The 24,508-nt window shown below is 65.7% G+C and carries 22 protein-coding genes and 1 pseudogene; 9 read left to right on the top strand and 14 right to left on the bottom strand.

The window, feature by feature from the left end:
* Positions 1–152 precede the first annotated feature (152 nt).
* From mqo to AC5P65_RS18580, 5 genes are all read right to left on the bottom strand, one after another.
* The gene (gene mqo / locus AC5P65_RS18600) at positions 153–1,841 is read right to left on the bottom strand and encodes a malate dehydrogenase (quinone) (RefSeq protein ID WP_111098261.1); all 1,689 of its coding nucleotides are present in this window, start codon (positions 1,839–1,841) and stop codon (positions 153–155) included.
* Between the two features lie 191 nt (positions 1,842–2,032).
* Complete coding sequence (locus tag AC5P65_RS18595) at positions 2,033–2,479, bottom strand: GNAT family N-acetyltransferase (protein WP_021203098.1); 447 nt, start codon at positions 2,477–2,479, stop codon at positions 2,033–2,035.
* Between the two features lie 184 nt (positions 2,480–2,663).
* Positions 2,664–3,248, bottom strand: coding sequence for a hypothetical protein (locus tag AC5P65_RS18590; protein WP_111098262.1), 585 nt, complete (start codon positions 3,246–3,248; stop codon positions 2,664–2,666).
* Positions 3,249–3,446: 198 nt separating this feature from the next.
* Complete coding sequence (locus tag AC5P65_RS18585) at positions 3,447–3,881, bottom strand: tetratricopeptide repeat protein (protein WP_111098263.1); 435 nt, start codon at positions 3,879–3,881, stop codon at positions 3,447–3,449.
* Between the two features lie 158 nt (positions 3,882–4,039).
* Positions 4,040–4,945 (bottom strand): LysR family transcriptional regulator ArgP, encoded by a 906-nt coding sequence (locus AC5P65_RS18580; protein WP_019659327.1) that lies wholly within the window; start codon positions 4,943–4,945, stop codon positions 4,040–4,042.
* 138 nt (positions 4,946–5,083) lie between these two features.
* On the opposite strand from AC5P65_RS18580, the gene AC5P65_RS18575 reads away from it, so the two are divergent.
* Both AC5P65_RS18575 and AC5P65_RS18570 read left to right on the top strand, forming a co-directional pair.
* Positions 5,084–5,719, top strand: coding sequence for a LysE/ArgO family amino acid transporter (locus tag AC5P65_RS18575; protein ID WP_019659326.1), 636 nt, complete (start codon positions 5,084–5,086; stop codon positions 5,717–5,719).
* Positions 5,720–5,886: 167 nt separating this feature from the next.
* Complete coding sequence (locus tag AC5P65_RS18570; protein WP_021203101.1) at positions 5,887–7,869, top strand: alpha/beta hydrolase family protein; 1,983 nt, start codon at positions 5,887–5,889, stop codon at positions 7,867–7,869.
* Positions 7,870–7,926: 57 nt separating this feature from the next.
* On the opposite strand, the gene AC5P65_RS18565 is transcribed toward AC5P65_RS18570, so the two are convergent.
* The 3 genes from AC5P65_RS18565 to AC5P65_RS18555 all read right to left on the bottom strand — a co-directional run bounded on the left by AC5P65_RS18565 (position 7,927) and on the right by AC5P65_RS18555 (position 11,481).
* Complete coding sequence (locus tag AC5P65_RS18565; protein WP_111098264.1) at positions 7,927–9,681, bottom strand: peptide MFS transporter; 1,755 nt, start codon at positions 9,679–9,681, stop codon at positions 7,927–7,929.
* A 79-nt stretch (positions 9,682–9,760) separates the two neighbouring features.
* Positions 9,761–10,909: an acetyltransferase domain-containing protein gene (locus AC5P65_RS18560; RefSeq protein ID WP_021203103.1), complete on the bottom strand. Its 1,149-nt coding sequence runs from the start codon at positions 10,907–10,909 to the stop codon at positions 9,761–9,763.
* A 56-nt stretch (positions 10,910–10,965) separates the two neighbouring features.
* Complete coding sequence (locus tag AC5P65_RS18555) at positions 10,966–11,481, bottom strand: hypothetical protein (protein ID WP_021203104.1); 516 nt, start codon at positions 11,479–11,481, stop codon at positions 10,966–10,968.
* Between the two features lie 327 nt (positions 11,482–11,808).
* On the opposite strand from AC5P65_RS18555, the gene AC5P65_RS18550 reads away from it, so the two are divergent.
* From AC5P65_RS18550 to AC5P65_RS18540, 3 genes are all read left to right on the top strand, one after another.
* On the top strand, positions 11,809–13,773 hold the full coding sequence (locus AC5P65_RS18550; protein WP_021203105.1) for an OPT family oligopeptide transporter: 1,965 nt from the start codon (positions 11,809–11,811) through the stop codon (positions 13,771–13,773).
* A 207-nt stretch (positions 13,774–13,980) separates the two neighbouring features.
* Complete coding sequence (locus AC5P65_RS18545) at positions 13,981–16,059, top strand: alpha/beta hydrolase family protein (RefSeq protein ID WP_111098265.1); 2,079 nt, start codon at positions 13,981–13,983, stop codon at positions 16,057–16,059.
* A gap of 136 nt (positions 16,060–16,195) precedes the next feature.
* On the top strand, positions 16,196–17,440 hold the full coding sequence (locus AC5P65_RS18540) for a DUF819 family protein (protein ID WP_021203107.1): 1,245 nt from the start codon (positions 16,196–16,198) through the stop codon (positions 17,438–17,440).
* Positions 17,441–17,526: 86 nt separating this feature from the next.
* Here AC5P65_RS18540 and AC5P65_RS18535 read toward each other — a convergent pair whose 3' ends face one another.
* Genes AC5P65_RS18535 through AC5P65_RS18515 form a run of 5 tightly spaced genes read right to left on the bottom strand, consistent with a single transcriptional unit; the run spans position 17,527 to position 20,544 of the window.
* Positions 17,527–18,006, bottom strand: coding sequence for a hypothetical protein (locus AC5P65_RS18535; RefSeq protein WP_019659319.1), 480 nt, complete (start codon positions 18,004–18,006; stop codon positions 17,527–17,529).
* A gap of 46 nt (positions 18,007–18,052) precedes the next feature.
* Positions 18,053–18,313: a cell division topological specificity factor MinE gene (gene minE, locus AC5P65_RS18530; RefSeq protein ID WP_005408532.1), complete on the bottom strand. Its 261-nt coding sequence runs from the start codon at positions 18,311–18,313 to the stop codon at positions 18,053–18,055.
* 2 nt (positions 18,314–18,315) lie between these two features.
* Positions 18,316–19,125 carry a septum site-determining protein MinD gene (gene minD / locus AC5P65_RS18525; RefSeq protein WP_019659318.1) on the bottom strand — a complete coding sequence of 270 codons (810 nt, stop codon included), beginning with the start codon at positions 19,123–19,125 and terminating at the stop codon, positions 18,316–18,318.
* A 37-nt stretch (positions 19,126–19,162) separates the two neighbouring features.
* The gene (gene minC, locus AC5P65_RS18520; RefSeq protein WP_111098266.1) at positions 19,163–20,002 is read right to left on the bottom strand and encodes a septum site-determining protein MinC; all 840 of its coding nucleotides are present in this window, start codon (positions 20,000–20,002) and stop codon (positions 19,163–19,165) included.
* Positions 19,948–20,544: a GNAT family N-acetyltransferase gene (locus tag AC5P65_RS18515; RefSeq protein WP_019659316.1), complete on the bottom strand. Its 597-nt coding sequence runs from the start codon at positions 20,542–20,544 to the stop codon at positions 19,948–19,950. Before AC5P65_RS18515 ends, minC begins: the two co-directional genes overlap by 55 nt.
* A 151-nt stretch (positions 20,545–20,695) precedes the next feature.
* Between AC5P65_RS18515 and AC5P65_RS18510 the strand changes: the two genes are divergently transcribed.
* From AC5P65_RS18510 to AC5P65_RS18495, 4 genes are all read left to right on the top strand, one after another.
* On the top strand, positions 20,696–21,898 hold the full coding sequence (locus AC5P65_RS18510) for a sensor histidine kinase (RefSeq protein ID WP_019659315.1): 1,203 nt from the start codon (positions 20,696–20,698) through the stop codon (positions 21,896–21,898).
* Positions 21,898–22,539: a response regulator gene (locus tag AC5P65_RS18505; protein ID WP_021203109.1), complete on the top strand. Its 642-nt coding sequence runs from the start codon at positions 21,898–21,900 to the stop codon at positions 22,537–22,539. Before AC5P65_RS18510 ends, AC5P65_RS18505 begins: the two co-directional genes overlap by 1 nt.
* A gap of 234 nt (positions 22,540–22,773) precedes the next feature.
* Entirely contained in the window at positions 22,774–23,847 is a 1,074-nt protein-coding gene (locus AC5P65_RS18500; RefSeq protein WP_021203110.1) for a polyketide cyclase, read from the top strand.
* A 104-nt stretch (positions 23,848–23,951) separates the two neighbouring features.
* Entirely contained in the window at positions 23,952–24,323 is a 372-nt protein-coding gene (locus AC5P65_RS18495; protein WP_019659313.1) for a DUF423 domain-containing protein, read from the top strand.
* A 74-nt stretch (positions 24,324–24,397) separates the two neighbouring features.
* On the opposite strand, the pseudogene AC5P65_RS18490 reads toward AC5P65_RS18495, so the two are convergent.
* A pseudogene (locus AC5P65_RS18490) lies at positions 24,398–24,508 on the bottom strand (IS110 family transposase); the annotation flags it as partial.

Below are 24,508 nucleotides of genomic sequence, written 5' to 3'. Positions count from 1 at the left end.
GCACCAGGCATCGCCTTCTGTAGAGCCGAGCCCATGCTCGGCTGCTTTTTGCTGGAGCCGAGCTTGGGCTCGGCTCCACAGCAGGGAGCCGCCCAAAAGCGAACGGCCACCCGAAGGTGGCCGTCCGTCTGCATCGAAAGGAACGTGCGGGCTTACAGCGCCTGCAGTTCCTCATTGGCGTTGCGCTTTTCCTTGGCCTGCGCAGGCACCGTGGCCGCAGCGGGCGATGCCGCGTTCGCATTCACCGGCACCTCCAGATACGGCAGGTGCAGGGTCTGGCTGGTCAGCGTACGGATCTCGTTGACCAGCGCCGGGCTGTCGTTGAGCTTGCGCCCATACGACGGCACGATCTCGCGCAGGCGGGTTTCCCAGCCGGCCTTCATCTGCTCCGGGAAGGCCTTGGCCATCAGGTCCAGCATGATCGGCGGCGAGGTCGATGCACCCGGCGAGGCGCCGAGCAGGGCCGCAATGGTGTGGTCCTTGTCGGTCACGATCTCGGTACCGAACTGCAGCACCGCGCCCTTCAGCGGATCGCGCTTGATGATCTGCACGCGCTGGCCGGCGGTGATCAGCTTCCAGTCACCCGGCTTGGCACTGGGGAAGTACTTGACCAGCTCGGCCTGGCGGTCGGCATCGTTCAGGCGTGCCTGGCCCATCAGGTACTGCACCAGGTCCAGGTTGTCCTTGCCCACTTCCAGCATCGGGCCGACGTTGTTGTGGGTGACCGAGGAATACAGGTCCCACCACGAGCCGTGCTTGAGGAACTTGGTGCTGTACAGCGCGAACGGCCCGAACAGGACCACCGGCTTGCCGTCCAGCTTGCGTGCATCCAGGTGCGGCACCGACATCGGCGGCGAACCGGTCTCGGCCATGCCGTAGGCCTTCACCCCATGGCGCGAGGTCACGTCCTGGCCCTGGAAGGCGAGGAACTGGCCACCGACCGGGAAGCCGGCATAGTCCTTCGATTCCGGAATGCCGGACATCTGCAGCAGCTTGAGCGCGGCGCCACCGGCGCCGATGAACACGAACCGGGCGTGGGTGGTGGTCTCGGTGCCGGCCTTGAGATCCTTCACCGTCACGTTCCAGCTCTTGTCGGCGTTCTGCCGCAGCGCGGTCACTTCATGGTTCAGGTGCAGGCTGAAGTTCGGGCTGCGCTGCAGGCCGGCGGTCAGCTGGCGGGTGATCACGCCGAAATTGACGTCGGTGCCCAGCGGCATCCAGGTCGCGGCAACCTTCTGCTTCGGGTCACGGCCTTCCATCAGCAGCGGGGCCCACTGTTTGATCTGCGCCGGATCCTCGGAGTACTGCATGCCGTAGAACAGCGGATTCTTGACCAGGGCCTGCTGGCGCTTGTGCAGGTAGGCGATGTTGTCATCGCCCCAGACGAAGCTCATGTGCGGCGTCGGGTTGATGAAGTCGCTGGGCTGGTTCAGCCGGCCTTCCTTCACCTGGTGCGACCAGAACTGGCGCGAGACTTCGAACGACTCGGCGATGCCGACCGCGCGCTTGGTCTCGATGCTGCCATCGGGCAGCTCCGGGGTGTAGTTCAGTTCGGCGAAGGCCGAATGGCCGGTGCCGGCGTTGTTCCAGCCATCGGAGCTTTCACTGGCGACGCCATCGAGGCGTTCGTAGACCTGGATGTTCCAGTCCGGCTGCAGTTCCTGCAGGTAGGTGGCCAGGGTGATGCTCATGATGCCGGCGCCGACCAGCACAACATCGACGGGCTTGTCGTTGCTGGCGGCGGGCACCGAGCGCTGGGTCAGCGGCCAGTACAGGAACAGCGCGGCGGCCAGCAACAGCAGCACGAGCAGGGCGAGAAGAGCCTTGCCAAATTTCTTCATGGGGGCGGGATCGTTGGCGGAGGGGAAGGGGTCAGGATGCGCGTGGGGCAGGGAAAGGGCGTGAAGAAACAACGCCTTGCAGCATCCATCCGCGATTCTAACCGGATCCGGTCCTTTTTTGATGCAACGCAGCATCCGACGTTTCGCGGCGCTGTCACATGGACGGCAGGCGACGCCCGGCAACGGTGGGATCAGACCAGCTCAAGGATCTCGTCGCCGGCCTCATCGACCCCGCCGGTCGGGCGCCAGCCCAGGCGGCGGTAGAAGCCATGCGAGCGCGAACGCGGGTCGGCGGAGCAGGCCAGGAACAGCCGCTGGTGGCCGGCATCGCGGGTCAGGCTGACCACGTTCTGCAGCAGCTGGCGGCCAATGCCGCGGCCCTCGTAGTCCGGCAGCAGGGCCAGCACCAGCACCTCGCCGCTGTCACGGTCGGCGAAGCAGTAGCCGGCCATGCGCTCGCCGTCCCAGGCGATGCGGCCGATCGAATCGCCCTGGGCGATGCCGGCCGCCCAGCTGTCCACCGTGATGCCCCGTTCCGCAAGCTGGGCCGCGCTGAAGGCGTTCTCGCGGGTGCGCCCGCGCAGGTCGATGCAGGCGGCGGCATCTTCGGGGCGGGCGTCGCGGACGAATACAGGCATGCAGGGCATCCTTGCGGTGATCGGCCGCTCAGTATCTGCATGGCGCATGGAATCGATGTGTAGGGTTGATGGAGATTGGATGGAGGCCCCGCAGCAGCAGGGGATAGGGGGATCGGTGCCGCTGATGCAGATGTCGCCCGGCGGCGTGGCAGTGAAAGGCTTTCAGCAGGTGCTTGCACCCCGGTCAGTGACTGCCGACGGTGAAGTACTCCACGGCGAAGTAGCCGATCTGGTAAGCCAGCGTTGCCAGCACCAGGCGCAGCTGTGTGCGTTGGCTGCGCAGTCGCCAGCCGAGCACCGCCACCGCCAGCATCAACACGGCATGCAACGGGTACGCGGCTCCCAGCAGCTTCCAGCGGCTGCTGCCCTTGATGGCGGTATCGACCAGGTCGAGCAGGGTCAGTGCAGCCACCACGCTGAAGATCCAGCGCCGACGCTGCATGAGATAGTTCCCGTAGCTGCCGTATTCACGCAGGTCGTCGGGAAACAGCAGCGCGCACAGCAGGAACCAGGTCGCGCAGTACACAATCACGAACAGGTAGGTTTCAAACGTCCAGCGGTGCACCTCGATGAGGCGGAACTCCCACCACCAGAAGGTCACCAGCGATATCAGCGTCCACGCCACCCAGCCCAGGTGCAGGGCCGAGCAGCCGCGGCGCTGCGGATGCTCGATGATCTGCGCCAGGCCCTTGAGCACGGTGGTGATCGACAGGCCGAGGATGATGCCCATCACCACCCGGATGTGCAGGAACAGCGGATCGGTCTGCATCGCGGCGCTCCGTGTCGGGTGCTGCGATGCTGGCACAACCGGGCGCCCCTGAACGGACCCCGGTCACGCACAGAAGAGCGGAGAAAAAAGGGACGGAGGGGATTAAGTCGCTCTCGCCCTGATTCGTCCATGGCTGAGGACTGGCCGCGTCCTGGCGACCAGGCGCGGTATTCTCAGCGCTTGGCCGGCTTGGTGGTATCAGGGCGAAGTAAGGCCCTGCTGTCGCAGCAGGGCAATATACTTCCCGCCTTCATCGTCAGCGTCGAATATGTCCTCGCCGTCCAGTGCATACGCCCTGAGCAGGTATTCAAGGGCCCGATCCCGCTGCCCCAGAAGTTCGTTGCATTGGCCAGCGCGATACAGAATGAAGGGATTGGCACGCCCGTCCGGACCATTCAATGCATCCATGAAGTACTTCAGGGCGGCCACTACGTCACCGGAAAGAAAGCTCGCGTCTCCAAGTGAAGCACAGAGCCAAGTGTAGGCCTCCCAATCCTTGGCAGGAGCTGGCAACGCTTCTAAAGCCTGCAGCCAGCACCGAGTCGCACCAGCATGGTCATCGGCATCCATGAGGACGTTTCCCTGCTCTGAGAGGTCAGTGACCTGCTCATAGATTTCGTCAGGAAGTTCCATTCGGTTTGACTCACAGATGACAAGCCTTCCAGCCTACGTAAAAAAAGTGCACCTGTCGGCTGGCAAGTGCGCTATCTGGTGTCGCGATCGTCTCGCATTTTGACCCCGTGAGCCGAAAGCGCCTGTCAACCAAGATCTACACCCCCTGAGAAGCCAACTCAGCGCTTGCGCCGGATCAGCGCCGAGGAGGCATCCAGTACCGCGCGGGTGAGCAGGGCCATGGTCTGCACGTCGCCCTTCCAGTGCTGCCAGTACAGCGGCACGTCTTCCCACGCGCGCTGGCGCACGTAGACCAGGCGGCCGGCGTCCAGGTGCCGCTTGACCAGTGGCAGCGGGTTCATGGTCCAGCCCAGTCCGCCGAGGTTGGCCTGCACGAAGGCGCGCGTGGACGGAATCCACCAGGTCGGTGCAGTGCTGGGCAGGTCGTCGCCGGCCATGCGCCGGGCGAAGCGCGACTGCATGTCGTCCTTGCGGTTGAATACCAGCACCGGTGCCTGTGCCAGCGCCTGCGCGGTCACGCCCTTGGCGAAGTGGCGTTCGCGAAATTCGGGGGTGCACGTCGCTGCGTAGCGGATGCTGCCCAGCGCATGGATCTGGCAGCCCTGCACCGGCTCGTCCAGCGTGGTCACTGCGCCCAGCACCGTGCCCTGGCGCAGCAGCTCCACGGTGTGGTCCTGGTCTTCCACACGCAGGTCCAGGGTGGTGCCGGTGGTCTGCGCGAACTGGTAGGCGGCCTGCGGAAACCAGGTTTCCAGGCTGTCGTGGTTCACCGCCACCGGGATGCTGGCCTGGGGCAGATCCTCATCGGCCAGGCCCATCCGGTGCAGCGCATCGTGTTCGAGCAGGGCGGTCTGCTCGGCCAGCTGAACGAGCAGCTGCCCCTCGGCGGTGGCGGTGGCAGGCGTGCCGCGCTTGACCAGCAGGCGGCCGATCCGGTCCTCCAGTGCCTTGACCCGCTGCGAGATGGCCGAGGGCGTGACATTCAGCGACTGTGCGGCGCGGTCGAAGCTGCCTTCGCGGATCACCGCGGCCAAGGCGCGCAGCTGGGCATGATCGATACGCATCGAATTAAGCTCCGCTAATGTTGGTTTAGGAAGTTTAGCTCGTCTTTTTCATGTTGCGGCGCGACAATGGCGCCCGTTCCGGTGCTGTCCGCCTTCGCGAGGCACCGTCCCCCCAAGCAAGTTAAGGCAGTGAATCCCATGTTCTCGGTCATCTCCGCCAGCACCGGCCTCGGTGCCTGGTTCTCTGGTGCAGCTACCGGCATCGGCCTGTTCGCCGTGGTCGGCGCCCAGAGCGCCTTCATTCTGCGCCAAGGCATCCTGCGCAAGCACATCGTGCCGGTGGTTGCCACCTGTGCGGCCATCGATGCGATCTTCATTTTCGCCAGCGTTGCCGGCCTGCGCACGCTCACCTCGGCGCTGCCGTGGCTGACCAGCGCCGTGCTGTGGACCGGCGTGGCATTCCTGGCCTGGTACGCGATGAAGTCGGCACGCCGTGCGATCGCCGGTGGCGGCGGCATGGGTGAGGCTGACAGCGATGACGGCAGCCGCCGCGCGGTGCTGATGGCCGCAGTCGGCTTTTCGCTGATCAACCCGCACTTCTGGCTGGACATGATGGTGATCGGCTCGATCGCCGAGAACTTCGGCAACGCCCGCATGGCCTTCGCCGCCGGCGTGGTGACCGCCAGCTGCCTTTGGCTGACCGCGCAGGGACTGGGCGCACGCCTGCTGGCGCCGCTGTTCACCAAGCCCAGCACCTGGCGTGTGCTTGACGGCACCATCGCCGTGATCCTCAGCATCCTGGCCCTAACGTTGGCGGTGCGCGGGGTCCACTGACCCGGCGCATGCCCCCCGAACCCACGTCCTGACTCTCTCTCCAAGGTAGTGGTAACGACGGCACCGGCAACGGTGCCGTCGTTTTTTCTGCCGATGTGGCGCGGCAAACGGTCACGTGCCTAGAATCGTGCATCCGGACAGGGTGTCCGGTTTTCCATGGGGGAAGGATGCGCAGGATTGTGCTTGCTGTACTGCTGGGAGCGGTTGTGGGCGGAGCATCGGCGGCGACGCTGGACCTGGATCGCTATCTGCGGCAGGAGTCGTTTACCGACATCAAGATTTCACCGGGGGGCGAGTACATCGCCGCGACGGTTCCGCTGGAGGCCGGGACCGCATTGGCGATCTACCGCATTGCCGACATGAAGATGGTGGGCAGCTTCCGCCCGCCCCGCAACGATCACGCCCACACCTTCGACTGGGTCAGCAACGAGCGGCTTCTGGTCGGCATGGCACAGAAGTTCGGGGTGCTGGAGCGGCCGACGCCGACTGGCGAATTGTTCGGCATCAATGCCAATGGCAAGGGCGGCGAGCTGCTGGTGGGTTACCGGGTTGCCGACCAGAGCCTGGGTACCAACATCAAGGTCAAGCCGGCGGGCCTGGTGGCCGCGTACCTCAGTGATGAACTCAAGGACGACGACCGCAACGCACTGGTGACGGTAATCCCGCTGGTCGGCAGTTCGCATGCACAGGTCGAGCGCATGGACGTGATCACCGGTCGCCGCAATGCGGTGGCACGGGCTCCCATTCCCGATGCGGACTTCACGACCGATGAGCAGGGCGAAGTGCGGTTCGCGCGCGCTGTCGTTACCGACGGCACGCAGAAGCTCTATTACCGCACGGGCAGCAACAGCGACTGGCTCCTGCTCAACGATGAATCCCTGAGCAAGCGCATCGAGCTGCCGCTCGGCTTTTCGGCCGATGGTCGCCTGGCGTACCTGCAGGTCGAGCAGGCAGACGGGCCTGACGCCATTGTGAGCTGGGATCCGCACAGCAATGAGCGACGCACCGTGCTGCGCGATGGGACGGCCGACCCTGCGCGCATCATCCGGCGCCCCGGCAGCCGCGTACCGGTCGGGGCGCTGTTCCTTGGCAGTGCACCGCGAACGGCATTCTTCGATGATGCCTCGGACGAAGCCCGCCTTTACCGCAGCCTCGAAGCGGGCCTGGGCGGAGCGGTCTACATCACCTCCAGCACGCGCGATGGCAGGACGGTGCTGGTGGAAACCTGGTCAGGCAGCAACCCAGGCGATTTCTATCTCTATGACACGGTGGCCAAGAGTGCTCGGCACCTGATCAGCCGCAGCGACTGGATCGACCCTGCGCTGGCCGCGCAGGTGCGTCCGATCAGCCTGAAGGCGCGTGACGGGCGTCCGCTGCATGGTTTCCTTACCGTCCCGCATGGCCACGAGGCCGGTGCGCTGCCGATGGTAGTGGTGCCGCACGGGGGCCCGATCGGCGTTGCCGACGACGGCACCTACGACACCGAGGCACAGATGCTGGCGGCGGCAGGCTATGCGGTGTTGCAGGTGAATTTCCGCGGATCTTCCGGCTATGGCCGGGCCCACATGCAGGCTGCGCGCAAGCAATGGGGGCTGTCGATGCAGGATGACGTCACCGATGCCACGCGGTGGGCGATCGACCAGGGCGTGGCCGACAAGAACCGCATCTGCATCTACGGGGCCAGTTACGGTGCCTATGCGGCGATGATGGGGGCGGTGCGCGAACCAGGCCTCTACCAGTGCGCGGCCGGCTACGTCGGCATCTACGATCTGCCGTTGATGTACGCCCGCGGAGATATCCAGAGTGATGAGTCAGGCCTGGCCTACCTGCGCAACTGGCTGGGATCGCCCAAGGATCTGGCAGAGCGTTCCCCGGTGAATCTGGCTGCGCAGGTACGGGTACCGGTATTCCTGGCCGCAGGTGGCCAGGACCAGCGTGCGCCGATCGTGCACAGCGAACGCATGGAAGCGGCATTGAAGAAGGCGGGTTCGCCGGTGGAAACCCTGTACGTAAGGAACGAAGGGCATGGCTTCTATTCGCCTGCCAACCAACGCACGTACTACAGCAGGTTGCTGGCCTTCCTCTCGCGCAGCCTGGGGGGACAGGTGGCCGCGCAGGCCGCGCCTGCGGAAAAGAGCAGCGCGCCCTGAGCACGCCGGGAGCGGCGGATGATCGATCCGCCGCCCCGGATTTCGCCTGCACCGGGCTTACTTGACCCCGTGCATCATCTTCTTCAGCAGCGGCGCGGCAATGAAGGCGGCCAGCGCACAGCCCAAGCCGATCCACATCAGCAGCCAGAACAGGTGCGCATAGGCGCCGGCGGCGGCCACCATGTCCAGCGATTCGCCTTCCGGCACCTCGATCGCGGCCAGCTTGCCGAACAGCGCGGCCAGCGTCTCCGAGAAGGCGGTGGCGAGGAACCAGGTGCCCATCATCAGGCTCATCACCCGCGGCACGGCCAACTGGGTGACCGCCGACAGGCCGACCGGCGACAGGCACATCTCGCCACTGGCCAGCAGGAAGTAGGCCAGCACCAGCCACCACACACTGGCCATCTCGCCGGTAGCGCCGACCTGCTGTGCGGCCAGTGCCAGCGGCACGAACGACAGCGCGCCGATCACCAGACCCCAGGCCGATTTGACCGGCTTGCCCGGTTCCCAGCCGCGGCGGTCCATCCACGTCCACAGTGCGGCGAAGGCCGGTGCCAGCAGCACCAGGAACAGGCCACCCAGGTAGGTCAGCGAGCCTGCGGTCTGCGGGATCACCAGGCAGTCGCGCACCAGCAGCACCAGCATCAGCACGACGATGGCGGCGAAGAACGTGCGCGGCGCAGCCGAGCCCGGGCGCCGTTCCGACAGGCGCGCGCTGACCACGAAGCCGAGCGGTGCCAGCAGCAGCGAGAGAATCGACCACGGCAGCGGCGTGCCGCCGGTGATCACCAGCGAGGGCACGATGTCCTTGGTCAGCAGGCGGTCGGTGAAGGTCACCCACGAGCCGTAGGACTGCTCGTACATCGTGAAGAACACCAGCGCCATGAAGATCAGCACCATCAGCGCGATCATCTGCTGACGCTGCACCGGCGTGCATTTCGTGCCGGTGAACCAGGCGAACCAGACCAGCACGCCGCCCAGCACCACCAGCATCAGCATCAGCGCCAGGCTGATTTCACCGCCCAGCGCGAACGCGCCATTGCCGGCGGCCCACATCAGCCAGGCGACCGGCAGCACACCGAGCATCGCGCACAGGTAGATCAGCCATTCGCGCGGCAGGCCCAGCACCTTCTGTTTCAGCGCTGCCGGCTGCGGCGGTTCGGCGTGGCCCTGCAGGTATTTCTGGCCCCACAGGAACATTGCCAGGCCGGCCAGCATGCCGACGCCGGCCGCACCGAATCCATACTTCCAGCCGTAGGCCTCACCAAGGAAGCCGCACACCAGCGATGAGAACAGCGCACCGAGGTTGATGCCGGCGTAGAACAGCGAGAAGCCCGAATCGCGGCGCGGATCGTCCTTGGCGTACAGCTTGCCGACGATGGTGGAGATGTTCGGCTTGAGGAAGCCGACGCCCATGATGATCAGCGCCAGCGACAGGTAGGTCACCGCCAGTGCCGAGGTGTCGCGCACCACTTCGCCGTTCACCCGGTAGGCTGCATGGCCCTCGAAGGCCATGCCGAGGTGGCCGAGCACCAGCAGGATGCCGCCGAACAGCACCGCCCGGCGCATGCCCAGCCAGCGGTCGGCCAGCATGCCGCCGAACACCGGGATGCAGTACACCAGGCCGCCGTAGGCGCCGAGCAGGTCCAGGCCGGCCTTGTCGCCGAACAGGTGGTATTTGGTCAGGTACAGCAGCAGCAGCGCCTTCATGCCGTAGAAGGAGAAGCGCTCCCACATTTCAGTGAAGAAGCAGACGTAGACGCCCTTGGGGTGGCCCAGGAAATCGTCGGAAGCGATAGCGGTGGAATTCATCGCGGAATTATAGGCCTGTGGCCCGATCCGCTTTCAGTGGATCCACGCCATGCGTGGATTGCCGGACTGGTCTGGGCGATCACAGGTATCGCAACCACGGCAGATCGCGCCTTCGCGCTTTGAACCGCGCGAAGGCCCGCGTCGGCGGGTACAGCACCACCGCCAGCGCACAGGCCACCAGCAGCAGGCCGGTCACCGAATCCAGTGCGTACAGGTCACCGTGCGTCGGTCCCCAGATCGCCAGCGCGGCCAGGTACAGCCCCTTCAGCACATACAGGTGCAGCAGGTAGAAGAACATCGGCGCGGCGCCGATATCGGCCAGCGGGCGCAGCGCAAGCGCCAGGGGCGGCCATTCGTACAGGCGCAGCAACAGCAGGCCCACGCCCAGGGTCAGCAGCAGGAACTGCAATGACGGCGGGTACTTGGTGATGTTGAGGATGCTCAGCCAGGTGCGCAGCGTGGTGGTCTGGTACTGCCACGGTGCATCCCCGTACTGGTTGGCGAACCGCAGCAGTGCGAACAGGGCCAGCGCGCCGATGCCTGCCCACAGCAGCCAGCGCTGGCGCTGCTCTGGCGCGCGCTCGCGACCGAACCACGGCCCCATCAGGTAGCCCAGTGCGATCACCCCGATCCACGGCAGCAGCGGATAGGACGTGCGCAGGCGCAGCGCACCGGCCTCGATCCAGTCGCGCTGGTGCAGCACTTTCCACAGCACCGCCAGCAGGCCATTGCCTTGCACCCGTAAGCCGTCGAACAGGTTGTGCCCGGCCACCACCGCGATTGCCAGCACCAGCAGGGCCGGGCGTGGCAGCCAAAGCAGCCCGGCCAGCGCGATCATGCTCAGCCCGATGGCCCAGATCACCTGCAGGTACAGCGTGTCCGGCGGCAGCTGGAAGGTCCAGGCGAAGTTCACCAGGGTCAGTTCCAGCACGACCAGAAACAGCCCGCGCTTGAGCAGGAAGGCTGCGGTGGCCCGGCGCGGATCCGCCTGGCGCTGGCCGTACAGCCAGGCCGACAGGCCGGTCAACAGGACGAACACGGGCGCACACAGGTGCGCCAGCAGACGGCAGGTGAACAGCGCAGGGGAGACCGTCGCCGCGTCCATCGGGTCGCTTACCTGGTGCTGCAGGAAGAAGGTCTCGCGCACGTGGTCGAGCAACATCAACAGCATCACGGTGCCGCGCAGCTGGTCGATGGAGGCAAGGCGGAGGGAGGGGGAAGAGGCCACGTGGGATGTTCGACCGGCGTGACAGGATATAACATAACGTTCTGCTGCGTAGCCCGTCAGGGTTGGCAGACAGCTGCGCTCCAACCCGTCCGCTTGTCGTACCTGATGGGGATCACCCGAGTCGATCCGTCAGGCGCAGCTTTCAGGCAGAACTTCGCCGTGTAGCCCCTGATTGGGCCATTGGTGGGAGCGTTGAGGTAGACCTCGTACAAGGTTGCAGGAATCAATGGCTGTGGAGAAGTGCGCAGCGTGGCCGAGGCTGGCAGATCGCCGTAGACGATGCACTGGCCCGGTGCCAAAGGCTCTACGGGAGTCAGGTCGTACATGAACGACCATGCCTTCACCGTGTCGTGGTGATACACGATCACCGCTTGCAGGATACGGGGCGATCGGACCCATTCCAGTGCCCGCGGCGGCAGGCCGAAACAAGGTATTCCTTCCCGATCCTCGATCACCGCGGTGCCGAACCCGCTGTAGGCGTTGACGTTGCCTATACCCAGCAGCAGGCACAGCATCGCGCCCGCTGCAACGAGGAGGGCACGCATCATCGTGATCAATGGTGCGTCTGCCATGCGGTCTCCTTGCCGACGTTGTGTTGGTGGCAGTGCACGGTGTTGGATTCCGGGAATCGACTCAAGCAGGTGCTGAATCGCAAACCCCCTCGCCTGGCGCGCATCGCCCGATGGGCCGGGGGCGTCGGGGGATTGGGGTCAAGGGCCCCCCGCTCCGACGCACCGGTGCCCTGTGCACAACTTGGTCAAACACGACACATCTGAAGGGGCCAGGGGCCTGCTAGGGCGCAGCGCTGGGCGAGGGCTTGCCAGCCGGTACCAACCGCACTGGACTTGCCGCCCCCTGAACGCTAGCGTGGCAGGGATTTTTTGCCAGCAGGGGCTTCCATGAACCACGACGCTGCGCCCAAGCAGCTCACCTTCCGCGCAGTGGCCCTGGCCATCGTGCTGGCGGTGGTGCTGTCGGCCGCAAACGCCTACCTCGGCCTGTTCGCAGGCCTGACCATCGCCACCGCCATTCCCGCCGCGGTGATTTCCATGGGCGTGCTGCGCCTGCTGGGCGGTGGCTCCATCCTTGAAAACAACATCGTGCAGACCGGCGCGTCGGCCGGTTCGTCGATCGCCGCCGGCGTGATCTTCACCATCCCCGCGCTGGTGATCATGGGCTACTGGCCGGACTTCAAGTACTGGTGGGTGCTGGGCATCGCCGGCCTCGGCGGCCTGCTGGGCGTGCTGTTCTCGGTGCCGCTGCGCCGTTCGATGATCGTTGAAGACCCGCTGCCGTTCCCGGAAGGCAAGGCGGCGGCCGAAGTGCTCAAGGCCGGCGAGAACCCGGGCCCGGGCCTGAAGATCCTCGGCCTGTCGGCGGTGATCGGCGCCTTCGTCAAGCTGGCCGCGGAAAGCGGCATGCGCCTGATTCCAGATGCCTGGGCCACCTCGGCCTATGTCGGCAGCTCCAAGGTCACCGCCTTCATCGGTACCAACCTGTCACCGGCGTTGCTGGGCGTGGGCTACATCGTCGGCCTCAACGTCGGCATCGTGGTGGTGTCCGGTTCGATCCTGACCTGGCACATCGCCATCCCGATCTACCAGGCGTTCTTCATGAACACCGATCCGGCGCTGGCCGCGTCGGTTGCCGCGGCTTCGTCCACCGAGGCGGCGTTCGCCATCTGGGGCGCGAAGATGCGCTACCTGGGTGTCGGCGCGATGCTGATCGGTGGCATCTGGACCCTGATCTCGCTGCGCAAGTCGCTGCTCAACGGCGTCAAGAGCGGCTTTGCCGCCGCCCGCAAGAGCGGTGGCCCGGTGCTGGCGCATACCGAGCGCGACCTGCCGATGAAGTGGATGCTGGTTGCCCTGGTGGCGTTCGTGCTGCCGCTGCTGGCCCTGTACCAGGCCATCGTCGGCCAGTGGCACGTGTCGATCCCGATGACCCTCATCATGATCGTCGCCGGCTTCCTGTTCGTGTCGGTCTCGGCCTACCTGGCCGGCCTGATCGGTTCGTCCAACAACCCGGTCTCGGGCATCACCATCTCCACCATCCTGTTCGCCTCGGCCGTGCTGGTCGTGCTGCTGGGCGCTGACGGCCTCAAGCCGGTCGGTGCCGGCGGGGCGCCGCTGGGCGCGGTGGCCGCGATCATGATCGGTGCGGTGGTGTGCTGTGCCGCTGCGGTCGGTGGAGACAACCTGCAGGACCTCAAGGCCGGTTACATCGTCGGTGCCACCCCGTGGAAGCAGCAGCTGATGCTGGGCATCGGTGCGTTCTCGTGCGCGCTGATCATGGCCCCGGTACTGAACCTGCTGGCCACTGCCTACGGCATCGGCGTGAAGTCCGAGCTGCACCCGAACGCGCTGGCTGCGCCGCAGGCCAACCTGATGGCCTCGGTGGCCAAGGGCCTGTTCGGTGGTGAACTGCCGTGGACCTTCATCGGCATCGGTGCTGTGGTCGGCGCTGCCATCATCGCCTTCGACAGCTGGCTGAAGTCCCGCAACGCGCGCTTCCGCGTGCCGGTGCTGGCCGCCGCCATCGGCATCTACCTGCCGCTGGAACTGATGGTGCCGATCTTCCTCGGCGGCCTGATCGCCCATCTGGTCGAGCGCTTCCACAGGGTGCGCGCCGATGACGAAGAAGGCCGCGACCGCGTGCACAAGCCGGGCGTGCTGTTTGCCGCCGGCCTGATCACCGGTGAGGCACTGATGGGCATCGCCATCGCGATTCCGATCGTGGTCAGCAGCCGCGCCGATGTGCTGGCCGTGCCGTTCCACCTGCCGGGCGCACAGTGGATCGGCCTGGCCGTGCTGTTCCTGGTCGGCTGGCTGATCTACCGCACCGGCAAGTACGCCAAGGCGTAAGGGACGGCTAGTGCCGACCGCTGGCCGGCAATCCCGGAATCCCGTGATACCCCTGGTTGCCGGCCAGCGGCCGGCAGTACCGCAAACCCCGCTTCGGCGGGGTTTGCTGTTTATGGCGATTGCCCGCCTGCAGCCATGACCGATGGCCTTGGCAGCCCCGGCCATGCGGGCCTACCATCGGTTTTTTGCCGTCCTGCGGAGACCCCGATGAAACTGCGTCATGCCCTGCTGCCACTGAGCCTGCTGGCCGCCCTGCCCAGTGTTGCCGCTGCCCGTGGCCTGGAAGTCCGCGACATGGTGGCGATGGACCGCGTTTCCGCGCCGGTGCTGACCGCAGACGGTGGCACCGTGGTGTTCGCCAAGCGCAGCGTGGACGCCAACCTGAAGGCCTCCACCGCGCTGTTCGCGCGCAACCTGCGCACCCGCGACGCAGCGCCGCCGAAGCAGATCACCCCGGCCGGCTGGAACGTCAATTCCGCCTCGCTGTCGGCCGATGGCCAGACGGTGTATTTCCTGAGCGCCAAAAACGGCAGCCAGCAGCTGTACGCGCAGCCTATCAGCGGCGGTACTCCGCGCCAGCTGACCGACTTCCCGGTCGACGTGGACAGCTACCACGTGTCGCCGCAGGACGACCGCGTGTTGTTCAGCGCCGGCGTGTTCCAGGCCTGCGCCTCGGACCTGGCCTGCACCGAGAAGAAGCTGAAGGAAAAGAAGGACGCCAAGGCCAGCGGCCAGGTATGGGATTCGCTGTTCGTGCGCCACTGGGACACCTGGAACGACGGCCGCCGCAACACCCTGTTCGTCGCTCCGCTGCCTGCGGCCAAGGCCGGTGCAGTCAAGGGCGCCTCGGCACTGAGCGCGACCATCGATGGTGATGCGCCGTCCAAGCCGTTCGGCGGCAATGATGACTTCGCGTGGTCGCCGGATGGCGCCAGCGTAGTGGCCAGCATTCGTGTGGCCGGCAAGCAGGAACCGTGGTCGACCAACTTCGATCTGTACCGCTTCGACGCCGCGGGCAAGCAGGCGCCGGTCAACCTGACCGCCTCCAACCCAGCCTGGGATGCCGGCCCGGTGTTCAGCGCCGACGGCAAGACGCTGTTCTATCGTGCGATGAAGCGCCCGGGCTTCGAGGCCGACCGCTTCGGCCTGATGGCGATGGACCTGGCCAGCGGCAAGACCCGCGAGATCGCGCCGCAGTGGGACCGTTCGGCGGGCGGCATCACCCTGTCCGCCGACGGCGCCAGCATCTACACCACCGCCGACGACCTCGGCGAGCATCCGCTGTTCCAGATCGACGTGGCCAGCGGCAAGGCCACCAAGCTGGTTGGCGACGGCAGCGTGACCTCGGTCGATGTGGCCGGCAACAGCGTGGCGATCACCCGCAACAGCCTGAAGAGCAACGACCAGGTGCTGGTCGGACTGCTGCCGGCCGCAGGCCAGCCGATCGGCGAACTGCGCGCGCTGACCCCGGCTGCTGGCGACGTACTCAAGGACGTGTCCTTCGGCGACTACGAACAGTTCGAGTTCAAGGGCTGGAACAACGACACCGTGCATGGCTACGTGGTCAAGCCGCACAACTATCAGGAAGGCAAGTCCTACCCGGTGGCGTTCCTGATCCATGGCGGCCCGCAGGGCAGCTTCGGCAATGGCTGGAGCTACCGCTGGAATCCGCAGACCTATGCGGGCCAGGGCTACGCGGTGGTGATGATCGACTTCCACGGCTCCACCGGCTACGGCCAGGCGTTCACCGATGCGATCAGCCAGCACTGGGGCGACCGCCCGCTGGAAGACCTGCAGAAGGGCTGGGATGCGGCGCTGAAGAAGTATTCCTTCCTCAACGGTGACAAGGCCTGTGCGCTGGGCGCCAGCTACGGCGGCTTCATGGTCAACTGGATCGCCGGCAACTGGAACAGCCCGTTCAAGTGCCTGGTCAACCACGACGGCGTGTTCGACCAGCGCATGATGGGCTACGCCACCGAAGAACTGTGGTTCACCGAGTGGGAGCAGGGCGGCACGCCGTACCAGAAGGCCGCGAACTACGAGAAGTTCAACCCGGTCAACCACGTGGCGGACTGGAAGAAGCCGATCCTGGTCATCCACGGCCAGCAGGACTTCCGCATCCCGGTCGAGCAGGGCCTGGCCGCGTTCACCGCCGCCCAGCGCCAGGGCATCGAATCGAAGTTCCTGTACTTCCCGGATGAAAACCACTGGGTGCTCAAGCCGAACAACAGCATCCTGTGGCATGACACCGTCAATGCCTGGCTGAAGCAGCACATCGGCAACTGATGGTTGCGGAGCCGCCCTCCGGGGCGGCGCTTCTGTTTCACCATCTGCTTTACCGGTGGGTGCCGACCGTTGGTCGGCACACCTTATCTGCCGCCAACAGCAGCCGGCCAGCGGCCGGCTCTACCAGAGCGCCTGCATGCCTTCGACTGCCCTGATCCAGAACGACATCGTCGTCTTCGGTTTGATCGCCGCCACGCTCGGCGCCGTTTTCTGGACCGCCTCGCGCGAGCAGGGCCTGTGGAAACGCTTCTACACCTTCGTGCCGGCGCTGCTGCTGTGCTACCTGATTCCCGGCATCTACAACACCGTCGGCCTGATCGACGGGCAGAGCACCCGGCTCTACAACCCGATCGCACGCGACATCCTGCTGCCGGCGGCGCTGATCCTGCTGACCCTGGCGGTGGACATCAAGGGCATCCTGCGGCTGGGCCCGAAGCTGGTGCTGATGTACCTGGGGGCATCGGCCAGCATCATGCTCGGGGCGGTCGTGGCCTTCCTGCTGATGCGCGCCGTGCATCCGGAAACCGTGGCCGGTGACACCTGGGCCGGCATGGCTGCGTTGGCCGGCAGCTGGATCGGTGGTGGCGCCAACATGCTGGCGATGCGCGAAGTGTTCGACGTCAACGCGACCACCTTCGGCCAGTTCGCCGTGGTCGACGTGGGTGTCGGCTATGTGTGGATGGCGGCGCTGATCTTCCTCGCCGGTCGTGCGGCGAAGATCGATGCACGCAGTGGCGCCGATACCTCGGCCATCGATGAACTGAAGGAGCGCATCGCGCGCTTCCAGGCCGAGCATGAGCGCATTCCCAGCCTCACCGATCTGATGCTGATCGTGGCCGTGGCCTTCGGTGGCGTCGGACTGGCACACGCGATCGGTGCGCCCTTGGCGGCGTGGTTCAAGGCAAATGTCAGCTGGGCCGCGCAGTTCAGCCTGGACGCACCGTTCGTGTGGGTGGTGGTGCTGTCGACCACCCTGGGCCTGAGCCTGAGTTTCACCCGCGCACGCAACCTGGAAGGCGCGGGTGCCTCGCGTCTGGGTTCGTTGCTGCTGTACTTCCTGATCGCCTGCATCGGCATGCAGATGGATCTGCTGGCGTTGCTGGACCGCCCGTGGCTGTTCCTGCTCGGCCTGATCTGGATCGCCGTGCACATCGTGCTGCTGTGGTGCCTGGGCAAGCTGCTGAAGGTGCCGTTCTTCTATTTCGCCATCGGTTCGCAGTCGAACATCGGTGGCCCGGCCTCGGCGCCGGTGGTGGCCGCCGCGTTCCATCCGGCGCTGGCGCCGGTGGGCGTGCTGCTGGGCACGATGGGCTATGCCACCGGCACCTACCTGGCCTACATCGTCGGTATTACCCTGCGCGCGCTGGCCGGGCAGGGCTGATGGGGTGGTGCCGGCCGCTGGCCGGCAACCTCATGAACCCGTGAAGCATCACCTGGTTGCCGGCCAGCGCCCGGCACTACCGAGCGTTACGCCACCGGCAACCCGCGTTCGATCAACCACGCCTTCGCGTCTTCGGCGTCCTGTTCGAACCATGCCTGTGTAGACCCCAGCCGATACGTGTACCCCCAGGCGTCCATGTCGGCCATCAACCGCGCGCTGCCAACACCCGGCAGCTGCCCGGCCAGCACGATCTGCAGGTAGCAGGTGGCATCTTCCTCGGCCACCGAGTCGGTGGCGTCGGTATGCACCTGCGCACGCCGCTCCGGCGGCAGCACGATCAGGTGGCAGGCTTCGTGCAGCATCGAATGCACGGGCGTGTCGTCGCGCACGTACACGTTGCTGGCGATGATGCCGGCCTCTGGCTCGCCCCAGTAACTGCCGGGAATCGGTTCGCCGGGCGCCACGTGGTGCAGCCGCAGGCCATGCGCGGCGAGCAGGCGCTGCGCGTCGGCGAAGGCGATGTCGCCCACGCAGGTGATGCCCACGGTGGTTGTCGTATCGGTCATGCAGGTCACGCAGCCCCGCCCATGCAGGCACGGGCGGGGCGGGGGATCAGGGTTTGTCCGGGCCTTCAGGCAGCGCCACGGAGATGTCCAGCACGTCGTGCTGGCCATCCTTCACCAGGTCGACCTTCACCGCATCGACGTCGATGTTCACGTACTTCTTGATCACTTCCAGCAACTCGCGCTGCAGCAGGGGCAGGTAGTCCGGGCCACCGCGGTGGCTGCGTTCCTGCGCGATGATGATCTGCAGGCGGTTCTTTGCGGTTTCGGCGGTGGTCTTCTTCGCTTTGAGGAAATCGAACAGGCCCATGCTTACCCTCCGAACAGCTTGCTGAAGAAGCCCTTCTTCTCCACGGTGGTGAAGCGCATCGGCCGCTCCTCGCCAAGGATGCGCGCGACAGCGTCCTCATAGGCCTGGCCGGCTGCGGATTCGACATCCAGGATGACCGGCTCGCCCTTGTTGGAGGCATTGAGCACGTCACCCGACTCGGGGATCACGCCGATCGCCTTCAGCCCCAGCACTTCCTCGACGTCGGCAATGCTGAGCATCTCGCCGGTTTCCACGCGCAGCGGGGTATAGCGGGTCAGCAGCAGGAACGCGGGCACGTTCTGCCCGGATTCGGCCTTGTGGGTCTTCGAATCCAGCAGCCCGATGATGCGGTCGGAGTCGCGCACGGAGGACACTTCCGGGTTCACCACCACCACGGCGCGGTCGGCGAAGTACATCGCCAGGAAGGCACCCTTTTCGATACCCGCCGGCGAGTCGCAGATGATGTAGTCGAAGCCGTCGGCGGCCAGGTCCTTCAGAACCTTGCCCACGCCTTCCTGGGTCAGTGCGTCCTTGTCGCGGGTCTGCGAGGCGGCCAGCACGTACAGGTTGTCGAAGCGCTTGTCCTTGATCAGGGCCTGTTTGAGGGTGGCTTCGCCGTGCACGACGTTGACGAAGTCGTACACCACGCGGCGTTCGCAGCCCATGATCAGGTCGAGGTTGCGCAGGCCGACGTCGAAGTCGATCACCGCCACCTTCTTGCCGCGCCTCGCCAGGCCACAGGCCAGGCTCGCGCTGGAAGTGGTCTTGCCCACGCCGCCCTTGCCGGAGGTGACTACGATGATTTCAGCCAAAGGACTTCTCCTGGTTCTGCATTAGTTTGGAGCTGCGTCAGTCCAGCGCAGCGATCTTGACCTGGTCCTGTTCCAGCCATACCTGCACGGCCTTGCCGCGCAGGTTGTCCGGGACATCGTCCAGTACCTTGTAGTGGCCTGCAATGGCCACCAGTTCCGCATGGAAATCACGGCAGAAGATGCGTGCCGCGGTGTTGCCCTGCGCCCCTGCCAGCGCGCGGCCGCGCAGAGTGCCGTAGATATGGATGCTGCCGTCGGCGATGACTTCGGCGCCGGCGCCGACGGTAGCCATCACGGTGAGGTCGCAGTTTTCAGCGTACAGCTGCTGGCCCGAGCGTACGTTGCCCAGCTGCATGCGGCCCGGCTGCGGTGCCGCAGCGCCGGCAACCCTGGCTGTCGGCGCGGCCGGCGCCGGCTTCGGTTCGGCGCGCGCTGCGCGGCGCGGTTCCGGAGCGGGCGGGGGCGGCTCGGCCTCGGCTCGCTCGTACTGGGCGCGGAACTTGGCCAGCAGCGGCAGTCCGAGCTGCTGCGAGAGCAGGTCGACCGCGCTGGTGCCATAGGCCAGCGCCACCGGCAGCACGCCGGCGCTGCGCAGGCCATCGACCAGCGCTTGCGCCGTGGCCACGTCCGGTACCTGGCTCAGGCCGCCGAAGTCGAGGATCACCGCGGCGCGGCCGAACAGCTTCGGCGCCCGGGTAACGCGTTCGCGCATTTCCTGCACGAGGCGTTCGACGTCAAGCGTACGGATGCGCAGGTTGGCGATGCCCACCTGGCCGATCTTCAGTTCACCGGCCTGTTCGTAATCGAAATTCACCGCCACGCTCAGGTCCCCGTCGGCCGCTGTGCCTGCGCCGGCAGCTGCCGGGCACGTGTCCATGCAACATCCGGCAGCTTGCCGCCGTAGGTCTCCTTCACCCACGGGTAGCTGCACAGTTCCTTGGCCAGCATGCTGGCGCGCACATCGACCTGCGGCATGGTGTTCTGGCCCAGCTCGCGGAAGCCGAAGCTGCCGTGGAAGAGCAGGGCGGCATCGGCGCCATGGTCGAGGAAGACCTCGCAGGTCATCTGCGGGTAGCGCAGCTCGGCGAAGCTCTGCGCATCGGCATAGAACGCGCGACCGACGCCACCACCACGGCGGCGGCTGGCAACCACGATGCGGTCGATATAGAAGAACGGGGCGTCCAGCTGCTGCTTGAACCAGGCAAAGTTGCTGCTGTCGTGCTGGCTGTCGCTGCCGAAGCCGATCAGGAAGCCGGCAAGGTTGCCGTCGCGCTCGGCGACGCGGAAATACTCAGCGGTTTCATAGAACAGGCGCAGGCGGGCCGCATCCAGGGGAAGGATGGCCAAGCCAGCGTTGTTGTTCAAAGCCAGGACGGAATCGAGCTCGTGCTCGCGCACGTCGCGGATGACAATCGACATTGTGACTCCGTGGGGTAACGCGGTTGGTCCGTCAGGGGACCCTGCGCACGATTATTGCATGCCCGGGGTGGGCTGCGGCATGAACAGGGGGGCGCGGATGCATGACTTCCGTGGGAGTGCGCGACGCAGGCCGGGCCCGTAGAGTGCTGGCATGTTGGGAGTCCTCAGCCATACCCGCGTTCTCCGTCTGGCCGGCCTGTTCACCTGGGTCATGGTCGGCCTGCCATTGGCGTATTCGCAGTTCGAGAACCTGCACAGCCGCAGCGATATGGGCGGCTGGGCGATCCTGCTGTTTGTCGCCTACCTGTCCTTCGGCGCGGCGTACTATTGGCTGACCCGCCTGCTGCGCAGCGACAGCGGCAGCCACACCAGCTGGCTGGACCGCGGCCTGCTGCTGCTGCTGACGGTCTCGGCGCTGGGCGTCAGTTTCCTCAGCGGCTCGGGCCTTGGCAGCATCCTGATGATGGTGGCTGCCGGCGTCATTCCGTGGATGCTTTCGGTACGCCTGTGCGTGCTGTGGCTGCTGGTCAGCCAGCTGGCGGTGGCGCCGGTCTATTACCTGCTGCTGCGCTTCCCGCTGTTCGAAGCGGTGATGCAGTCGTTGCTGTATGGCGGCTTTTCCATGTTCATCTTCGTGACCAGCCTTGTTGCGAGACAGCAGACCGAGGCCCGCGACGAACAGCGCAGGCTCAATTCAGAGCTGCGCGCCACCCGTGCCCTCCTGGCCGAGAGCGCCCGCGTCAACGAGCGCACCCGTATTTCGCGGGAGCTGCATGACCTTCTGGGGCATCAGCTGACCGCGCTGACCCTGAACCTGGAAGTGGCAGGCCACCTGGCCGAAGGCCAGGCGCTGGACCACGTGAAGCGCTCGCATGCCCTGGCCAAGCTGCTGCTGGGCAACGTGCGCGAGGTGGTCAGCCAGCTGCGCGAGACCGGTGCCATCGATCTGGCCGCGGCGCTGCGCCCGCTGACCGAGAACGTGCCCTCGCTGGACATCCAGCTGGACATCGAGGATCCACTGAACGTGGAGGACCCGCAGCGGGCCCACGTGCTGCTGCGGTGTACCCAGGAGATCATCACCAACGCGGTGCGCCATGCCGGTGCCCGCCACCTGTGGATCAAGGTGTACCGTGAAGCCCCCGACCAGGTGGTGGTGGAGGCCCGCGACGACGGCGTCGGCGCGGATACGGTCAATGTGGGCAATGGCTTGCGCGGCATGCGCGAGCGACTGCAACAATGTGGTGGCCAGCTGCAGGTCGAGACCCGGCCCGGTGAAGGCTTCCGGCTGCGGGCGACGGTACCGGCAACGGTGCTGGTGGCCGCCCTTACCAAGGTTCCTGAAGGAGTGCGTTGATGATTCGCGTCTGCCTGGTCGACGACCAAACCCTGGTGCGGCAGGGAATCCGCTCCCTGCTGGCGCTCGACGACGGCATCGAGGTGGTGGCCGAGGCCGGCGACGGCCGCCAGGCGGTGGAGCTGATACCGCAGGTGCGACCGGACGTGGTGCTGATGGACATGCGCATGCCGGTGATGTCCGGGCTGGAGGCGCTGCAGGTCCTGTCGCGTCAGGACCTGCTGCCGCCGACCATCATCCTCACCACTTTCGACGATGACCAGCTGGTGCTGGCCGGGCTTAAGGCCGGCGCCAAGGGTTACCTGCTCAAGGACGTGACCCTGGCACAGCTGGTCGGTGCCATCCGCACCGTGGCCGACGGCGGTTCGCTGGTGCAGCCGGCCGTGACCCAGCGGCTGCTGTCCGGCCTGGAGCACATGCGCAACGAGTTTGTCAGCCTGGACCGTCCGGACCCGTTGACCGACCGCGAGACCGAGATCCTGCGCCTCATGGCCAGCGGCTTCTCCAACAAGGAAATTGCCAATTCGCTGGGGGTGGCCGAAGGCACCATCAAGAACCACGTGTCCAACATCCTTTCCAAGCTGGGCGTGCGCGACCGTACCCGCGCCGTATTGAAGGCGTTCGAGCTGCAGCTGGTGTGAGGAAATTCTTTTCAGGACAATGACTTGAGGTCCATTCATGGCCCTCCGGCGGGGTTGCCCCCTACTTCAGGGGCGTCGGTATGCGGTACCCTTCGATTTCTTTGTCCATACAAATACGCAGCCGGCACGGAAACCGGTGCGCCAATCCCGATAAACAATGCCCGCGAAGCCTGCTAGGATTGGCGCTTCGCTTCAATCAACCCGGCCGTGGGATCGGCCCCGGAGACTCTCTGAATGACCCGTATTATCGAGTTCCTGATCGCCTTGGGGATCGTGGCTGGCCTGTTCGTCATCATTGGCGTATGTCTGCCGGGCGAGCGTCACATCACCGAAAGCATCGAGACCAACCGCAAGATGACGATCGTGTACGACACGGTCAGCAGCCTGCGCCGCTTCAAGGACTGGAACCCGCTGGTACTGCGCGATCCCGCCGTTGAACTGAAGCTGTCCGGCCCGGCCTCCGGCGTCGGTGCCACCCTCGACTTCACCTCCAAGGACCTGGGCACCGGTTCCTGGAAGATCACCGAAGCCGAAGAGAACAAGCGTGTTGCGATCGCCATCGATGACGCCACCAAGGGTCACGACAAGATCACCACCTTCACCCTGGAGCCGACCGGCAAGGGTGGCCGTAACGTCAAGATCACCCAGGACTACTCGGTGAAGTACGGCTTCGACCTGTTCGGCCGTTATGCCGGCCTGTATGTCAGCCGCCAGATCGGCGACGACATCAAGATGGGCCTGTCGCGCATGGCCAACATGCTGGCCACCGTCCCGAACGTCGACTACCGCACGCCGGAAGCCCCGCTGACCGATCTGGGCATCGTCGATGTGCCGGCTGAGGACCTGCTGGTCGTCAACGCCGGTAACGTGGACCGCGGTCAGGACACGATCACCAAGTCCATCAAGGACAACCAGGAGTGGATCAAGCGCGTGATGGAGGCCAATGGCCTTGAAGCCGCCGGTCCGTTCCGCATCATCACCACCGACTTCGGCCAGGAGAAGTACGCCTTCGACATCGCCCAGCCGGTGAAGAAGAAGGGTGCTGAAGGTGCCACCGCTGAAGAGCTGACCGTCAAGATCGACGGCGGCGCGCCGGTCAAGTACGTGCATGTGGCTCCGCACCGTTCGGCGCATGCGGCCTACACCGGCCACATGGCGGGTCTTGACGTGGCCCGCAACGGCCTGCGTGCCTGGGCGGTGACCTCCGGCAACGAAGTGATCGACCGTCCGTACGAAACCTGGAAGGACGGCATCGACAAGTCGTTCACCCCGGAAGGTACCTACGACATCTACTGGGCCGTCAAGTAAGCTTCGGCTGACCCATGTAGTGCTGGACACGAAAACGCGCCGCTCATTGCGGCGCGTTTTTTTTTCATCTGGCGCCCGGCAAGGGCGCTGCGCAAGGAGCCCACATGTTCAATCTCGAACGTCGCGCACGTAAGCCTTCGCTGCTGGCCTGCCTGGGGGCACTGCTGGCCGCCGCCTCGATCGGCCTGTCCGCCTATGCATCGCATGGCGTGGCTGATCCGCTGGCGCAGCAGCATCTGAACATGGCGGCGCTGTATGCGTTCGCGCACGGTGCGGTGCTGGTGGCGCTGGGGCCGCGCGCGCAGGGAGCGATCGCGCACCTTGCGCTGTACGTGCTGCTGCTGGGTGTGCTGTTGTTTTCCGGCAGCCTGGTGGGTGGTGCGCTGTGGCAGTGGCCGACGCGGATGGCACCGATCGGTGGCACCAGCATGATGGCCGGATGGGTGTTGCTGGCGATCAATGCGTTGAGGCGGTGACGGCAGCGGAGATCGGCCAAGCACGACACCGCTGCGCCGTCAGCTTCTGTAGAGCCGAGATCCTATGTTCGTGGTCAAGCCTGCTGGAAGCAGGCTTGACCCACTTTCAGCATGGCCGGGTCAAAGTCCCGGCCGCTCTTGAAGACGCCCCAAGCGATCCTGGCCAGCTTTCTGGCCAGGATGTT

This window comes from Stenotrophomonas sp. YJH_SMC_48-3 (assembly GCF_059369375.1).
The sequence above is the reverse complement of the archived record's forward strand: the minus strand, read 5'-3'. Positions and strand labels throughout refer to the sequence as shown.

Excerpts from the sequence above, each read along its gene's own strand:
- mqo (WP_111098261.1), bottom strand. The coding sequence starts at position 1,841 with ATGAAGAAATTTGGCAAGGCTCTTCTCGCCCTGCTCGTGCTGCTGTTG.
- AC5P65_RS18595 (WP_021203098.1), bottom strand. The coding sequence starts at position 2,479 with ATGCCTGTATTCGTCCGCGACGCCCGCCCCGAAGATGCCGCCGCCTGC.
- AC5P65_RS18590 (WP_111098262.1), bottom strand. The coding sequence starts at position 3,248 with ATGCAGACCGATCCGCTGTTCCTGCACATCCGGGTGGTGATGGGCATC.
- AC5P65_RS18585 (WP_111098263.1), bottom strand. The coding sequence starts at position 3,881 with ATGGAACTTCCTGACGAAATCTATGAGCAGGTCACTGACCTCTCAGAG.
- AC5P65_RS18580 (WP_019659327.1), bottom strand. The coding sequence starts at position 4,945 with ATGCGTATCGATCATGCCCAGCTGCGCGCCTTGGCCGCGGTGATCCGC.
- AC5P65_RS18575 (WP_019659326.1), top strand. The coding sequence starts at position 5,084 with ATGTTCTCGGTCATCTCCGCCAGCACCGGCCTCGGTGCCTGGTTCTCT.
- AC5P65_RS18570 (WP_021203101.1), top strand. The coding sequence starts at position 5,887 with ATGCGCAGGATTGTGCTTGCTGTACTGCTGGGAGCGGTTGTGGGCGGA.
- AC5P65_RS18565 (WP_111098264.1), bottom strand. The coding sequence starts at position 9,681 with ATGAATTCCACCGCTATCGCTTCCGACGATTTCCTGGGCCACCCCAAG.
- AC5P65_RS18555 (WP_021203104.1), bottom strand. The coding sequence starts at position 11,481 with ATGGCAGACGCACCATTGATCACGATGATGCGTGCCCTCCTCGTTGCA.
- AC5P65_RS18550 (WP_021203105.1), top strand. The coding sequence starts at position 11,809 with ATGAACCACGACGCTGCGCCCAAGCAGCTCACCTTCCGCGCAGTGGCC.
- AC5P65_RS18545 (WP_111098265.1), top strand. The coding sequence starts at position 13,981 with ATGAAACTGCGTCATGCCCTGCTGCCACTGAGCCTGCTGGCCGCCCTG.
- AC5P65_RS18540 (WP_021203107.1), top strand. The coding sequence starts at position 16,196 with ATGCCTTCGACTGCCCTGATCCAGAACGACATCGTCGTCTTCGGTTTG.
- AC5P65_RS18535 (WP_019659319.1), bottom strand. The coding sequence starts at position 18,006 with ATGACCGATACGACAACCACCGTGGGCATCACCTGCGTGGGCGACATC.
- minE (WP_005408532.1), bottom strand. The coding sequence starts at position 18,313 with ATGGGCCTGTTCGATTTCCTCAAAGCGAAGAAGACCACCGCCGAAACC.
- minC (WP_111098266.1), bottom strand. The coding sequence starts at position 20,002 with ATGGACACGTGCCCGGCAGCTGCCGGCGCAGGCACAGCGGCCGACGGG.
- AC5P65_RS18515 (WP_019659316.1), bottom strand. The coding sequence starts at position 20,544 with ATGTCGATTGTCATCCGCGACGTGCGCGAGCACGAGCTCGATTCCGTC.
- AC5P65_RS18510 (WP_019659315.1), top strand. The coding sequence starts at position 20,696 with ATGTTGGGAGTCCTCAGCCATACCCGCGTTCTCCGTCTGGCCGGCCTG.
- AC5P65_RS18505 (WP_021203109.1), top strand. The coding sequence starts at position 21,898 with ATGATTCGCGTCTGCCTGGTCGACGACCAAACCCTGGTGCGGCAGGGA.
- AC5P65_RS18500 (WP_021203110.1), top strand. The coding sequence starts at position 22,774 with ATGACCCGTATTATCGAGTTCCTGATCGCCTTGGGGATCGTGGCTGGC.
- AC5P65_RS18495 (WP_019659313.1), top strand. The coding sequence starts at position 23,952 with ATGTTCAATCTCGAACGTCGCGCACGTAAGCCTTCGCTGCTGGCCTGC.